Source organism: Rugamonas rubra, assembly GCF_900114705.1.
GTDB lineage: Bacteria > Pseudomonadota > Gammaproteobacteria > Burkholderiales > Burkholderiaceae_D > Rugamonas > Rugamonas rubra.
Map to the genome: position 1 here is coordinate 50,053 of NZ_FOTW01000006.1, position 13,491 is coordinate 63,543.

General features: G+C 68.5%; 11 protein-coding genes. 7 read left to right on the forward strand and 4 right to left on the reverse strand.

Annotated elements, in window-relative coordinates:
• The first annotated feature begins 187 nt into the window (after positions 1 to 187).
• On the forward strand, positions 188 to 631 hold the full coding sequence (locus BM252_RS04700; RefSeq protein ID WP_093384360.1) for a PRC-barrel domain-containing protein: 444 nt from the start codon (positions 188 to 190) through the stop codon (positions 629 to 631).
• Positions 632 to 743: 112 nt separating this feature from the next.
• Here BM252_RS04700 and hrpA read toward each other — a convergent pair whose 3' ends face one another.
• Positions 744 to 5,153: an ATP-dependent RNA helicase HrpA gene (gene hrpA, locus BM252_RS04705; RefSeq protein WP_093384363.1), complete on the reverse strand. Its 4,410-nt coding sequence runs from the start codon at positions 5,151 to 5,153 to the stop codon at positions 744 to 746.
• A 56-nt stretch (positions 5,154 to 5,209) separates the two neighbouring features.
• Between hrpA and argA the strand changes: the two genes are divergently transcribed.
• The gene (gene argA / locus BM252_RS04710; RefSeq protein WP_093384365.1) at positions 5,210 to 6,520 is read left to right on the forward strand and encodes an amino-acid N-acetyltransferase; all 1,311 of its coding nucleotides are present in this window, start codon (positions 5,210 to 5,212) and stop codon (positions 6,518 to 6,520) included.
• A 36-nt stretch (positions 6,521 to 6,556) separates the two neighbouring features.
• Positions 6,557 to 6,829 (forward strand): oxidative damage protection protein, encoded by a 273-nt coding sequence (locus BM252_RS04715; protein ID WP_093384368.1) that lies wholly within the window; start codon positions 6,557 to 6,559, stop codon positions 6,827 to 6,829.
• Positions 6,830 to 6,920: 91 nt separating this feature from the next.
• Here BM252_RS04715 and rpiA read toward each other — a convergent pair whose 3' ends face one another.
• Positions 6,921 to 7,598 (reverse strand): ribose-5-phosphate isomerase RpiA, encoded by a 678-nt coding sequence (rpiA, locus tag BM252_RS04720; protein WP_093384370.1) that lies wholly within the window; start codon positions 7,596 to 7,598, stop codon positions 6,921 to 6,923.
• Between the two features lie 231 nt (positions 7,599 to 7,829).
• On the opposite strand from rpiA, the gene BM252_RS04725 reads away from it, so the two are divergent.
• From BM252_RS04725 to BM252_RS31590, 4 genes are all read left to right on the forward strand, one after another.
• Entirely contained in the window at positions 7,830 to 8,195 is a 366-nt protein-coding gene (locus BM252_RS04725; RefSeq protein WP_093384373.1) for a response regulator, read from the forward strand.
• Between the two features lies 1 nt (position 8,196).
• Positions 8,197 to 8,823 (forward strand): chemotaxis protein CheC, encoded by a 627-nt coding sequence (locus BM252_RS04730; RefSeq protein WP_093384375.1) that lies wholly within the window; start codon positions 8,197 to 8,199, stop codon positions 8,821 to 8,823.
• Positions 8,820 to 9,785, forward strand: a complete 966-nt coding sequence (locus tag BM252_RS04735) for a sensor domain-containing diguanylate cyclase (protein WP_093384378.1) — start codon at positions 8,820 to 8,822, stop codon at positions 9,783 to 9,785. The genes BM252_RS04730 and BM252_RS04735 overlap by 4 nt, the downstream gene beginning before the upstream one ends.
• A 215-nt stretch (positions 9,786 to 10,000) precedes the next feature.
• Positions 10,001 to 10,753 (forward strand): PEPxxWA-CTERM sorting domain-containing protein, encoded by a 753-nt coding sequence (locus tag BM252_RS31590; protein WP_245774095.1) that lies wholly within the window; start codon positions 10,001 to 10,003, stop codon positions 10,751 to 10,753.
• A 132-nt stretch (positions 10,754 to 10,885) separates the two neighbouring features.
• On the opposite strand, the gene eda is transcribed toward BM252_RS31590, so the two are convergent.
• Together eda and edd are read right to left on the reverse strand one after the other, a co-directional pair.
• Positions 10,886 to 11,509 (reverse strand): bifunctional 4-hydroxy-2-oxoglutarate aldolase/2-dehydro-3-deoxy-phosphogluconate aldolase, encoded by a 624-nt coding sequence (gene eda / locus BM252_RS04745; protein WP_093384380.1) that lies wholly within the window; start codon positions 11,507 to 11,509, stop codon positions 10,886 to 10,888.
• A 2-nt stretch (positions 11,510 to 11,511) separates the two neighbouring features.
• The gene (gene edd / locus BM252_RS04750; RefSeq protein WP_093384383.1) at positions 11,512 to 13,434 is read right to left on the reverse strand and encodes a phosphogluconate dehydratase; all 1,923 of its coding nucleotides are present in this window, start codon (positions 13,432 to 13,434) and stop codon (positions 11,512 to 11,514) included.
• Between the last annotated feature and the right edge of the window lie 57 nt (positions 13,435 to 13,491).

The window sequence follows — 13,491 nt, forward strand, 5'->3', positions numbered from 1 at the left end:
CATGGTGACACCTCCGTGTTGCATTGCAGTATAAAGACAACAGGGGGTGGACTCGGTGCGCTGGCGCGCCTATCGTGCGGGGCAGCACGATTGAGATGGCTCAAACGGGCGCCGGCGCCGAATGCCTACTGTGAATGAAGTAGCCGATCCAATCCCGGATCAGGGCAAGCACATCTTGGAGGCAACCATGAGCTATCTGGACCGCGATATTTTTGGCATGTACAAGAAACACCACAGCGCCGGCCCCGGCCCGCGCCTGATGGGCGCCGACACGCTGATCGGCGAGGACGTCTACAACCTGCAGAACGAGAACGTCGGCGACATCAAGGAGGTGATGCTGGACATGCAGACCGGCGAGGTGGCCTACGCCGTGTTGTCCTTCGGCGGCATCCTCGGGCTGGGCGAAAAACTCTTCGCCGTGCCCTGGGAATACCTGTCGATCGACACCGTCAACAAGCGCTTCCTGCTCGACGTCGACAAGGCGCAGCTGAAACAGGCGCCCGGCTTCGCCAAGGACAACTGGCCCGACATGGGCGACGCCGACTGGACCAACGAGGTGCAGACCTTCTTCGGCACGCGGCCGCGCACCAGCGGCCGCAGCCCGAACGCGCCGCAGACGGGACGGCATTGAGCCGTTGCCGCTAAGTTAAGGCGCCAGTGGCTTCCCAACCACCCAACACCGACAAGCCAGGGTCAGACCCTAGGGTCTGACCCTAGGTTTCCGCCTGTGGGTTTTCTACATCCTAGCGCTGCATCGACTCCCACACCTTTTGCAGGCGCTTGACCGACACCGGCATCGGCGTGCGCAGCTCCTGCGCGTACAGCGACACGCGCAGCTCCTCCAGCATCCAGCGGAACTCGGTCATTTTCGGATCGGTGTTCTTGCCGGCTTGGCGGTCCTTGCTGGCGCGCAGATACAGCGTGGCGGCCTGCTGCCACTCGGCCATCAGCTTGGCGTCGCGCGCCGGGTCGGTGCGCAGCTTCTCGATGCGCACGTTGATCGCCTTCAAATAGCGCGGGAAGTGCGCCAGCTGGCCGTAGTCGTTGTCGGACAGGAAGCGCTTGTTGACCAGGCCCTGTAACTGCGCCTGCATGTCGGCCGCCGCCGCCGCCGGCAGTCCTTGCAAACGCTTGGGCAGGCCGTGGAACTCGGTCAACACCTGCGCCAGCAAACGGGCGATCTCGTTGACCAGCAACACCAGGCGCGACTTGCCCTCGTCCTTGCGCTTGTTGAAGCTGGCCGCGTCGATCGGCAGCGGGTCCTGCAGGCAGGCGATGTCCAGCGCCTTGTGGATGATCTGGTCGCGCAATTCCTCCTGCGAACCCAGCGCCATGAACTGCATGCCCATCTGCTGCAGGCCGGGGATGCTCTTCTCGATGTACTTGAGCTGGTCCTTCAGTTGCAGCGCGAACAGGCGGCGCAGGCCGACGCGGTGGGTGCGCGCCGCCACGGTCGGGTCGTCGAACACCTCCAGGTCGCAATGCGCGCCCTTGTCGACCAGCGCCGGGAAGCCGATCAAGGTCAGCTTGCCCTGCACGATCTCCAACAGCTCCGGCAACTCGCCGAAGGTCCAGCTGTTCAGGCCGGTCAGCGTGATGCCGCTGCTGGCCGTGCCGGTCGCGCCGGCGTTGCCGGCCGCATTGCCATTGCCATTGCCGGCGGCGTTGCCGCCCTTGCCCGCGCTGCCCTGCCCCGCCTTGCCGACGCCGACAGCGGCACCGCTGGCCACGCCGGCACCAGCGGCGGCAGCGCCGCCCGTGCCCAGCGCGCGCACGCTCACCCCGCCCTGCGGCGCCGACACCTCGGCCATCTTCTGGAAGCTCTCGCGCGCCTGGGTGCCAAACTCGGCCTGTAAGGTGGCCAGGTTGCGGCCCATGTCGAGCTGGCGACCGTGCTCGTCGATCACCTTGAAGTTCATGAAGTGGTGCGCCGGCAGCGTCTCCGGCTTGAAGTCGGTGGTCAGCACCGAAATCGTGATCTGGCTGCGGATGTCGGCGATGATCGCGTCGATCAGGTCGCCTCGGCCGAACACGCCGGCCTCGTGCACGCGCTCGCAAAACTTCGCCGAATAGTCGGGCAGCGGCACGCAGTGGCGGCGCAGCTTTTGCGGCAGCGACTTGAGCAGCAGATGCACCTTCTCCTTCAGCATGCCCGGCACCAGCCACTCGCAACGCTCGCGCGGCAGCTGGTTGAGCGCGTACAGCGGCACCGCCATGGTGACGCCGTCGCGCACGCTGCCCGGCTCGAAGTGGTAGGTCAGCAGCATTTCCAGGCCGGTCACCGACATCATCTTCGGGAACAGCTCGGTGGTCACGCCGGCCGCCTCGTGGCGCATCAGCTCGTCGCGCACCAGGAACAGCAGCTTGGGCTCCTGCGCGGTGGCGTCCTTGTGCCACTTCTCGAAGCCGGCACCGTTGACCACGTCGGCCGGAATCAGCTTGTCGTAGAAGGCGGCGATCAATTCGTCGTCGACCAGCACGTCCAAGCGGCGCGACTTGTGCTCCAGGTTCTCGATTTCCTTGATCAGCTTGTGGTTGTGGGCGAAGAACGGCGCCCGCGTCTCGTAGTCGCCGCCGACCAGGGCGTCGCGGATGAAGATCTCGCGCGCCTCGACCGGGTTGAACAGGCCGTAGTTGATGCGGCGCTGGCTGTACACCACCAGGCCGTACAGGGTGGCGCGCTCGGAGGCGCTGACCTGCGCCGTGCGCTTCTCCCAGCGCGGCTCGCCCCAGGATTTCTTCAGCAGGTGTTCGCCGACCTTCTCCAGCCACTCCGGCTGGATCTGCGCGATGCCGCGCGCGTACAGGCGGGTGGTGTCGACCAGCTCGGCGGCCATGATCCACTTGCCCGGTTTCTTCAGCAGCGAGGAGCCGGGCCAGACGTGGAACTTGATGCCGCGCGCGCCGAGGAAGCCGGCGCCCGGCTCGTCCTCGCCCTTGAAGCCGATGTTGCCCAGCAGGCCGGTCAGCAGCGCCAGGTGCAGGTTCTCGTAGGTGGCCGGCGCGTCGTTCAAACGCCAGCCCTGCTCCTTGACGATGGTCAGCAGCTGCGAGTGGACGTCGCGCCATTCGCGCAGGCGCAGCTGCGACAGGAAGTTGGCGCGGCAGTTGTCCTGCAGCTGGCGGTTGGTCTTCTTGTGCTCGATGGCGCCCTCGAACCACTTCCAGATCTTCAGGTAGCTGAGGAATTCCGACTTCTCGTCGGCGAACTTCTTGTGCGCCTCGTCGGCGGCCTGCTGGTGCTCCATCGGCCGGTCGCGCGGGTCCTGCACCGACAGCGCCGAGGCGATGATCAGCACCTCGCTCAGGCAGACGTTGTCCAGCGCGGCCAAAATCATCCGGCCGACGCGCGGGTCGAGCGGCAGCTTGGCCAGCTTGTGGCCCAGCGGCGTCAGCTGGTTGTACTCGTCGACCGCGCCCAGCTCCTGCAGCAGCTGGTAGCCGTCGGCGATGGCGCGCGCCAGCGGCGGCTCGATGAAGGGGAAGGTTTCGACGTCGGTCAGGTGCAGCGACTTCATGCGCAAAATGACCGAGGCCAGCGACGAGCGCAGGATCTCCGGCTCGGTGAACTTGGGCCGCAGCAGGAAGTCCTGCTCCTCGTACAGGCGGATGCAGACGCCGTCGGCGACGCGGCCGCAGCGGCCGGCGCGCTGGTTGGCGGCCGACTGGGCGATCGCCTCGACCTGCAGCTGCTCGACCTTGTTGCGGTAGCTGTAGCGCTTGACGCGGGCCAGGCCGGCGTCGACCACGTAGCGGATGCCGGGCACCGTCAGCGAGGTCTCGGCGACGTTGGTGGCCAACACGATGCGGCGCGCGTTGCTGGTCTTGAAGACGCGCTCCTGCTCCTCGGCCGACAGGCGGGCGAACAGCGGCAGGATCTCGACGTGCGGCGGATGGTGCTTGCGCAGCGCCTCGGCGGCGTCGCGGATCTCGCGCTCGCCGGGCAGGAACACCAGCACGTCGCCCGAGCCGATGCGGCACAACTCGTCGACGCCCTCGACCACGGCATCCATCAGGTCGCGCTTGTCGCGCGCGGCGGCGGCCTTGGGCGCCGGCTTGGCGGCGTCGGCGCCGCCGGCCGGCTGGTCGCGGTCGACCGGGCGGTAGCGCACCTCGACCTGGTACAGCCGGCCGGACACCTCGATCACCGGCGCCGGCTTGCCGTCGGCCGCAGCGAAGTGGCGGGCGAAGCGCTCGGCGTCGATGGTCGCCGAGGTGATGATCACCTTCAGGTCGGGCCGGCGCGGCAGCAGCTGCTTCAGGTAGCCGAGCAGGAAGTCGATGTTCAGACTGCGTTCGTGCGCCTCATCGATGATGATGGTGTCGTAGTTCTTCAGCAGCGGGTCGGTCTGCGTCTCGGCCAGCAGGATACCGTCGGTCATCAGCTTGACCGAGGCGCCGCGCATCAGGGTGTCGGCGAAGCGCACCTTGAAGCCGACCGTCTCGCCCAGCGGCGTGCCCAGTTCCTGGGCGATGCGCTTGGCGGTCGACGAGGCGGCGATGCGGCGCGGCTGGGTGTGGCCGATCAGGCCGGCCTGGCCGCGTCCCAGCTCCAGGCAGATCTTCGGCAGCTGGGTGGTCTTGCCCGAGCCGGTCTCGCCGCAGACGATGATGACCTGGTTCTTCACCAGCGCCTCGGCGATCTCCTGGCGCCGGCCGGACACCGGCAGGTCCTCGGGATAGCTGATCTCCGGCAGCGGATTGCGGAAGGCGCGTTCGGCCGCCTTGGCGGCCTGCTCCTCCGGCGTCAGACGCGGCCGGCGCTCGCGCGCCTCGCCGGACTGGTTCGGCTGGCCGTCGGCGCGCGGCGCGCGCGGCGTCCGTGGCTGGCCGGGTTGACCGTCGGCCCGGGGTTGACGCGGCTGCTGCGGCCGACCATCGGCGCGCGGCTCGCGCGGCGCGCGTGCCTGCCCGGGCTGGCCGTCGGCCCGGGGTTGACGCGGCTGCTGCGGCCGACCGTCGGCACGCGGCTCGCGCGGCGCGCGCGGCGCCTGTCCCTCCGGGCGCGCGCCCTCGGCGCGCGGGCCGCGCGGCGGCCGGTTGCGCTGCTCGGCCGGGCGCGGCTGGCCCGCCGCCGCAGGCGCCGCGGGCGCGTTCGGTTGGCGGGAAGGAGACAAAGGTTTGCTGCTAGGCTTGTTGCTGGCTTCTGACATTGTTTTTTACATGAATTTTGGGCGCGCAGGTCGCGCAGCGAATTATAATGCGCCTAATGGAAAACCCTACCCAATTCGTCCACTGGCTGCGCTCGGTCGCGCCCTACATCCACGCTTTCCGTGGCAAGACCTTCGTGGTCGCCTTCCCTGGTGAACTGGTCAGCGCCGGCGCGCTGCAGGTGCTGGCGCACGACCTGTCGCTGCTGCACGCGCTCGACATCAACGTCACCGTCGTCTACGGTTCGCGCCCCCAGGTGGCCGAACAACTGGCGCTGCGCAACGTCGAAGGGCGCTTCCACAACGGCTTGCGCATCACCGACATCGCCGCCATGGAGTGCGCCAAGGAGGCGGCCGGCGAGCTGCGCCTCGACATCGAGGCGGCCTTCAGCCAGGGCTTGCCGAACACGCCGATGTCGCACGCGGCGATCCGCATCATTTCCGGCAACTTCATCACCGCCCGCCCGCTCGGCGTGATCGACGGCGTCGACCTGGAGATGACCGGCATCACCCGCAAGGTCGACGCCGAAACCATCCACTCCATCCTCGGCTCGGACGGCCTGGTGCTGCTCTCGCCGCTGGGCTTCTCGCCGACCGGCGAGGCGTTCAACCTGACGATGGAGGATGTCGCCTGCAGCACCGCCATCGCGCTGCACGCCGACAAGCTGATCTTCATCACCGAAACGCCGATGATGACCGATGCCGGCGGCACCGAAATCCGCGAACTGTCGTCGCACCAGGCCGAGGCCGTGCTGCAGGCCGGCTTCCTGCCCGACGCCACCGCCTTCTACCTGAAACACTGCGTCAAGGCCAGCAACAACGGCGTCGAGCGCTCGCACATCGTGCCCTTCGCGATGGACGGCTCGGCCCTGCTGGAGCTGTTCACCCACGATGGCGTGGGCACCATGATCAGCCACGAGAACCTGGAAAGCCTGCGCCAGGCCACCATCGAGGACGTCGGCGGCATCATCAAACTGATCGAGCCGCTCGAGGCGGACGGCACGCTGGTCAAGCGCGGGCGCGAGCTGATCGAGCGCGAGATCGACTACTTCTCCGTCATCGACCACGACGGCGTGATCTTCGGCTGCGCCGCGCTGTACCCCTTCCCCGAGCAGAAGATGGCCGAAATGGCCTGCCTGACCGTCAACCCCGAGGTGCAGGCCCAGGGCGACGGCGAGCGCATCCTCAAGCACATGGAGAACCGCGCCCGCGCCATCGGCATCACCAAGCTGTTCGTGCTGACCACCCGCACCTCGCACTGGTTCCAGAAGCGCGGCTTCGTGCCGACCACCGTCGACGCCCTGCCCAAGGACCGCCAGCGCATGTATAACTGGCAGCGCAAGTCCCAGGTCCTGATTAAGTCTTTATAATCATGCCTTTCACATCCCGCATTAGGAGCACCTAAGATGGCCCGCACTATTCATTGCATTAAACTCAACAAGGACGCCGAAGGCCTCGACTTCCCGCCGTATCCGGGCGCCCTGGGCGAGCGGATCTACAAGGAAGTCTCGAAGGAGGCGTGGGCCGCCTGGCTCAAGCACCAGACCATGCTGGTCAACGAGAACCGCCTGAACCTGGCCGACCTGCGCGCGCGCAAATACCTGGCCACGCAGATGGAGAAGCACTTCTTCGGCGACGGCGCCGACGCCGCCATGGGCTACGTGCCGCCGACGGAATAAGCCGCCGCGGCGGCCACGGCCGCACGCAAACAAGGGCGCCCCGCTTCGCGGCCGGGCGCCCTTGTTGTATTCCGCGCGGGGTATTGGCCGCTTAGAAGGTCAGCGTGCGCACGCCGTCGGGCGTGCCGAGCAGGCAGACGTTGGCGCCACGCTGGGCGAACAGGCCGACGGCGATGACGCCGACGATCTGGTTGATGCGCTGCTCCAGCGCCACCGGCTCGCTGATCGCCAGGCCGGCGACGTCGATGATCATACCGCCGTTGTCGGTGATGAAGGCCTGGTCCGTGCCCGGCTTGAGGCGCAGCTTGGGCTGGCCGCCCAGCGCGGCGAGCTGGCGGGTGACGGCGGCGCGCGCCATCGGCAGCACCTCGACCGGCAGCGCGAACTTGCCCATGGTCTCGACCAGCTTGGAGCCGTCGGCGATGCAGACGAACTGCTTGGACACCGAGGCGACGATCTTCTCGCGCGTCAGCGCCGCGCCGCCGCCCTTGATCATCGCGCCGGCGGCGGTGATCTCGTCGGCGCCGTCGATGTAGACGGCGATCTCGGCGACGTCGTTGAGGTCGAACACGGCGATGCCGTGGCCGGCCAGGCGCGCCGCCGTCGCCTCGGACGAGGCCACCGCGCCCTTGATGCGCTGCTTGATCTTGGCCAGCTCGTCGATGAAGAAGTTGGCGGTCGAGCCGGTGCCGACGCCGATGATTTCGCCGTCGACCACGTAGTCGATGGCGGCGCGGGCTACTGCTTGTTTCAATTCGTCTTGGGTCATGATGGGTTCTAAAAGTGGGGGAAAGCGGGGCGCGCCGGCCCGGCCGGCGCGCGCGATGGCGCTATTTTAACGGATCGCCCGCCGGCGCCGCCCTTTTCCGTGTGAAATTGCGCCACAGCAACGGCCGTTCCCGCCGTTGTCGCAGACTGGCACAAGGCCCACGCTTGCGCCCCAGCGCGCGCCGCGAGTGTGCGAAAATGGGGCAGCCACGAAGCCCCCGGGGGAGATGCCATGCCGAGTAAAACCGTCCTGATCGTCGACGACAGCCGCGTCTCGCGCATGATGGCGCGCCAATACATCCTGATCCGGCACAGCGACTGGCGGGTCGAGGAGGCCGCCACCGGCGAGGCGGCGCTGGAGCAGGCCGAGGCCGTCGCGCCCGACCTGGTGCTGATGGACGTCAACATGCCGGGCATGGGCGGCATCGCCGCCGCCGAGCTGCTGCGGCGGCGCTATCCGGCGCTGCCGATCTCGCTGCTGACGGCCAACGTGCAGAGCGCCACGCGCGAGCGCGCCCAGGCGCTGGGCGTCGGCTTCATGGAGAAGCCGATCACCGAGGCGCGCATCGCCCAACTGCTGGCCGTGCTGGAGCACTAGGATGTTCACCCTGAGCGAACTGGAAAACGACGCCCTGGTGGAGATCTTCAACATCGGCGTCGGCCAGGCCGCCGCCTCGATGAGCGCCATCGTCAACGAGGAGGTGCGCATGTCGGTGCCCTCGATCAGCTTCATGCACCGCGCCGCCGCCGCCGCCCTGCTCGGCGCGCCCGGCGGCGAGCACGAGCGCATCTGCGGCGTCAGCCAGCACTACCGCGGCGCCTTCAGCACCGAGGCGATCCTCATGTTCCCCGAGGACAAGAGCCTGGAGATCGTCCGCCTGATGGTCGGCGAGGGCGTGCCGCTGCAGGAGCTGTCCGAGATGGAGCAGGAGGCGATGTGCGAGATCGGCAACATCATCCTCAACTCCTGCGTCGGCACGCTGGCCAACCTGTTCCAGCGCGAGCTGCAGGGCTCGCTGCCGAGCTACCACGTCGGCACCAGCGACGAGATCCTGACCGCCTCGGGCAGCCCGGCCGACACCGTGGTGCTGATGCTGCACATCGACTTCGTGCTGGAGAAGCACCAGATCCACGGCTACGTCGCCTTCATCCTCGACCTGTCGGCGCTGCACGACATGCAGGAGCAGATCGACCTGTACATCGCCCGCGCCATGGGGCAGGCATGAGCGGCGCCACGGCCCCCGCCGGCCTGCTCGAGGGCGTGCTGGCGAGCATCAACCTGGGCGCCGTCGTGCTCGACGGCGCCCACCGCGTCGCCCTGTGGAACGACTGGATGCGCCGCCACGCCGGCGCGCCGGCCGCCGGCGTGCTGGGCCGCGACCTGTTCGAGCTGTACCCGGCGCTGCGCGGCCAGCGCGTCCACAGCGCCGTCGAGCAGGCGCTGCGCAACGGCTTCGGCTCGCTGCTGTCGCAGTCGCTCAACAAGGCGCCCTTCCCCTTGTTCGCCGACGCCCAGGCGGCGGCGCGCGGCGAGCGCCTGCAACAGGCCGTCGAGATCACCCCGCTGGCGCTGGCCGGCGCCGGGCGCCACTGCCTGATCCAGATCAGCGACGTCAGCGTCGCCGTCGCCCGCGAGCGCCTGCTGCGCGAGCAGGCCATGGTGCTGCGCTCGCAGACCTTCGCCGACGGCCTGACCGGCATCGCCAACCGGCGCCACTTCGACGTGGCGATGGAGCGCGAGCAGCGCCGCGCCAAGCGCGGCGGCAGCGCCCTGTCGCTGCTGATGATCGACATCGACAACTTCAAGTCCTACAACGACCACTACGGCCACCAGCAGGGCGACCAGTGCCTGATCCAGGTGGCCGCCGCGCTGGCCGCCGTGCTCAAGCGCCCGTGCGACCTGATGGCGCGCTACGGCGGCGAGGAGTTCGCCATGATCCTGCCCGACACCGACGCCGCCCAGGCCGTGCTGATGGCCGAGGGCGTGCGCCTGCGCACCATCGAGCTGGCCATCGCCCACGTGCCGGGCATGCACCGCGAGGCCTGCGTCACGGTCAGCGTCGGCATCGCCACCCAGCCGGCCGGCGCCGCGCTCGACGCCGCCGCCCTGATCGGCGCCGCCGACCGCGCCCTCTACCTGGCCAAGCGCTGCGGCCGCAACCGCGTCGAGTCGCAGCCGCCGTTGTAGCCAAACCAACACCAAGCGTTGTATTTTCGCCATTGCCGCAGGTCAACTGACGGCCGCCGCGGCCGCGCCGACAGAGTGACAAATGGAGAGATTTGGCCTGTTTTCGACGTCAATAATAACATTCCAACAAGAAATTATCGATAGACATTCGACAATTAAAGATCTATCTTTTCGTGACCACTTACATAAAAGGGGTTACAAAAATGAACAACTTCATGACACGCAGCATCACCGCCGGCACCCTGGCCCTGCTGGCCTTCGGCGCCCAGGCGGCGCCCACCGTGCTGGTCGTCGGCACCGACAACGGCGGCGGCTCCACCACCGACATCGCCTCCTGGCTGATGGCCTCCGCCCAGTTCAGCTCGGTCACGGCGCTCGACACCACCTCGGTCTCCTTCGCCACCATGTCGGCCTACGACGAGGTGCTGTTCTTCACCAACCACGGCGGCGACCCGGTCGGCAACGGCGACGCCCTGGCCAGCTTCGCCGCCACCGGCAAGCGCCTGGTCGTGTCGACCTTCTCCTACGCCGAACAGGGCAGCAACACGCTGGCCGGCGCCTTCCTGTCGGGCGGCTACTCGCCCTTCACCTCGCTCGGCGGCTCGCTGTACTCCACCGCCTCGATGGGCGCCAACGACGCCTCGGCGCTGTTCACCGGCGTCGCCACGCTGAGCAACTACTACCGCGACAACGTCGTCGCCGCCGCCGGCGCCACCCTCAACGCCAGCTACGACGACGGCGTGGCGCTGGTGGCCACCAAGGGCAACGTGATCGGCGTCAACGTCTTCCCGGACGACAGCTTCGGCGGCGTCAGCGGCGACCACCGCCAACTGTTCGTCAACGCGCTGTCGGTGCCGGTGGCCGCCGTGCCGGAGCCGGAAACCTACGCCATGCTGCTCGCCGGCCTGGGCCTGGTCGGCGCCGCCACGCGCCGGCGCCGCCAACCGGCCGAGCCGGTCGCCGCCTGAGCGCGCCGGCGCGGCCCATGCCGCAAACCGGCCCGCACAACGAAAAAACGACGCCATCCGGCGTCGTTTTTCCTTGTGCGCCGCGCCCGTCGGACGCGGCCGGCCCGGCGGCTGGGGCCGGGCCGGGGCCGCTTAGCGCAGGCCGCTGGCCGCCTTGGCCAGCTCGGTGATGCGCTCCCAGTTGCCGGCGGCGATGGCGTCCTTCGGCGTCAGCCAGGAGCCGCCGACGCAGGCCACGTTCTTCAGCGCCAGGAACTGCGAGGCGGTCTCCTGCGAGATGCCGCCGGTCGGGCAGAAGGTCACGTCCGGCAGCGGGCCGCCGATGGCGCTGAGCATGCCCACGCCGCCGGCCGGCACGGCCGGGAACAGCTTGAGCTGCAGGAAGCCCTGCTCGCGCGCCGCCATCACCTCGGACGGCGTCATCACGCCCGGCAGCAGCGGCAGGCCGCTGCTCTTGGCGGCGGCGACCAGCGCGGCGGTCAGGCCGGGCGAGACGCCGAACACGGCGCCGGCGTCGCGCGCGGCGGCGAATTCTTCAGGCTTGGTCAGGGTGCCGACGCCGACGATGGCGCCCTCCACCGCGCTCATGGCGCGGATCGCCGCCAGGCCGTGCTTGGTGCGCAGGGTCACCTCCAGCACGCGGATGCCGCCGGCCACCAGCGCGCGCGCCAGCGGTACGGCGTGCTCGGGATCGTCGATCGCGATCACCGGGATCACGGCCGAGGTGCGCATAATGTCGAGTAGTGTCATGGTCATGGTCAGGCTTCTTTCTTCATCGAGAAATCTTCATCGGAACCGGGCATGGTCTCGCCCACGGTGACGCCATCGTGCAGGGACACGGTGGTCGGAATCGGCGACGGCAGCGCGAAGCTGGTGGCGCCCTGCTCGGCCGCGCTGACGGAATTACGGAACATGGCGAACAGCTCGCGGCCCATGCCGACGTTGTTGGGCGACAGGTCGGCGGTGGCCAGCGCGCGCGCGTGCCACACCTCGGACGGCACCAGCGCCTCCAGCGTGCCGCTGGCGGCGTCGAGGCGGATAATGTCGCCGTCGCGCACCAGGCCGAGCGGACCGCCGGCCAAAATCTCCGGCGAGACGTGGATCGCAGCCGGCACCTTGCCCGAAGCGCCGGACATGCGGCCGTCGGTGACCAGGGCGACACGGCGGCCGGCGTCCTGCAAATTGGCCAGCGCCGGGGTCAGCGCGTGCAGCTCGGGCATGCCGTTGGCGCGCGGGCCCTGGAAGCGCAGCACGGCGACGAAGTCGCGCTCCAGCTTGCCGGCCTTGTAGGCGGCCATGAAGGCCTCCTGCGAGTTGAACACCAGCGCCGGCGCCTCGACCGAGCGGTGCTCGGGCTTGACGGCGGAGACCTTCATCACGGCGCGGCCCAGGTTGCCCTTGACCAGGATCATGCCGCCGTCCGGCGCGAACGGCGCCGACGCCTTGCGCAGCACCTTCTCGTCGCCGCTTTCCAACGGCGCGTCGCGCCACACCACGCCCTTGCCGCCCTCGCCCAGGAAGGGTTCGGCGCAGTGCGCCCGCAGGCCCTTGCCGAGGATGGTGGTGACGTCGTCGTGCAGCAGGCCGGCGTCGAGCAGTTCGCGGATCACGAAGCCGGTGCCGCCGGCGGCATGAAAATGGTTCACGTCGGCGTCGCCGTTCGGGTAGATGCGGGTGAGCAGCGGCACCACGGCCGACAGCTCGTTGAAGTCGTCCCAGTCGATGACGATGCCGGCCGCCTTGGCGATGGCCACCAGGTGCAGCGTGTGGTTGGTCGAGCCGCCGGTGGTGAGCAGGCCGACGATGGCGTTGACTATCGATTTCTCGTCGACGACGCGGCCGACCGGCAGGTAGTTGTCGCTCTGCGCGGTGATCAGCGCGGCGCGCTGGGCGGCGGCGGCGGTCAGCGCGTCGCGCAGCGGCGTGCCCGGCGTGATGAAGGCGGCGCCCGGCAGGTGCAGGCCCATCACCTCCATCAGCATCTGGTTGCTGTTGGCGGTGCCGTAGAAGGTGCAGGTGCCGGCGCCGTGGTAGGACTTGGCCTCGCCCTCGAGCAGCTCCTCGCGGCTCGCCTTGCCCTGAGCGTACAGCTGGCGCACCTTGGCCTTGTCGGAGTTGGACAGGCCGGTGGTCATCGGCCCGGCCGGCACGAACACGGCCGGCAGGTGGCCGAAGTGCAGCGCGCCGATCAGCAGGCCCGGCACGATCTTGTCGCACACGCCGAGGTAGACGGCCGAGTCGAACATATTGTGCGACAGGCCGACGGCGGTGGCCATGGCGATGGCGTCGCGCGAGAACAGCGACAGCTCCATGCCCGGCTGGCCCTGGGTCACGCCGTCGCACATGGCCGGCACGCCGCCGGCGAACTGCGCCACCGCGCCAACTTCGCGCACCGCCTCCTTGATGATGGCGGGGAAGCCCTCGAAGGGCTGGTGGGCCGACAACATGTCGTTGTAGGACGAGACGATCGCCACCGACGGCTTGCGCACCTCTTTGAGCACCAGCTTGTCGTTGGCCGGGAAGGCGGCGAAGCCGTGCGCCAGGTTGGTACACGACAGGGCGCTGCGCTGCACGCCCTTGACGCGCGCGGCCTCGAGGTGGGCCAGGTAGGCGCCACGCGAGGGCTTGCTGCGCTGGATGATCCGCGCCGTTACGGTTTCGAGTACTGGATGCACCGCCATGATCGTTCCTTATGAATGAATTCCGTGAAATTTTACTACAAAATTTCCTGAACGCTG

Coding starts and splice junctions, on each gene's coding strand:
- BM252_RS04700 (WP_093384360.1), top strand. CDS start 188: ATGAGCTATCTGGACCGCGATATTTTTGGCATGTACAAGAAACACCAC.
- hrpA (WP_093384363.1), bottom strand. CDS start 5,153: ATGTCAGAAGCCAGCAACAAGCCTAGCAGCAAACCTTTGTCTCCTTCC.
- argA (WP_093384365.1), top strand. CDS start 5,210: ATGGAAAACCCTACCCAATTCGTCCACTGGCTGCGCTCGGTCGCGCCC.
- BM252_RS04715 (WP_093384368.1), top strand. CDS start 6,557: ATGGCCCGCACTATTCATTGCATTAAACTCAACAAGGACGCCGAAGGC.
- rpiA (WP_093384370.1), bottom strand. CDS start 7,598: ATGACCCAAGACGAATTGAAACAAGCAGTAGCCCGCGCCGCCATCGAC.
- BM252_RS04725 (WP_093384373.1), top strand. CDS start 7,830: ATGCCGAGTAAAACCGTCCTGATCGTCGACGACAGCCGCGTCTCGCGC.
- BM252_RS04730 (WP_093384375.1), top strand. CDS start 8,197: ATGTTCACCCTGAGCGAACTGGAAAACGACGCCCTGGTGGAGATCTTC.
- BM252_RS04735 (WP_093384378.1), top strand. CDS start 8,820: ATGAGCGGCGCCACGGCCCCCGCCGGCCTGCTCGAGGGCGTGCTGGCG.
- BM252_RS31590 (WP_245774095.1), top strand. CDS start 10,001: ATGACACGCAGCATCACCGCCGGCACCCTGGCCCTGCTGGCCTTCGGC.
- eda (WP_093384380.1), bottom strand. CDS start 11,509: ATGACCATGACACTACTCGACATTATGCGCACCTCGGCCGTGATCCCG.
- edd (WP_093384383.1), bottom strand. CDS start 13,434: ATGGCGGTGCATCCAGTACTCGAAACCGTAACGGCGCGGATCATCCAG.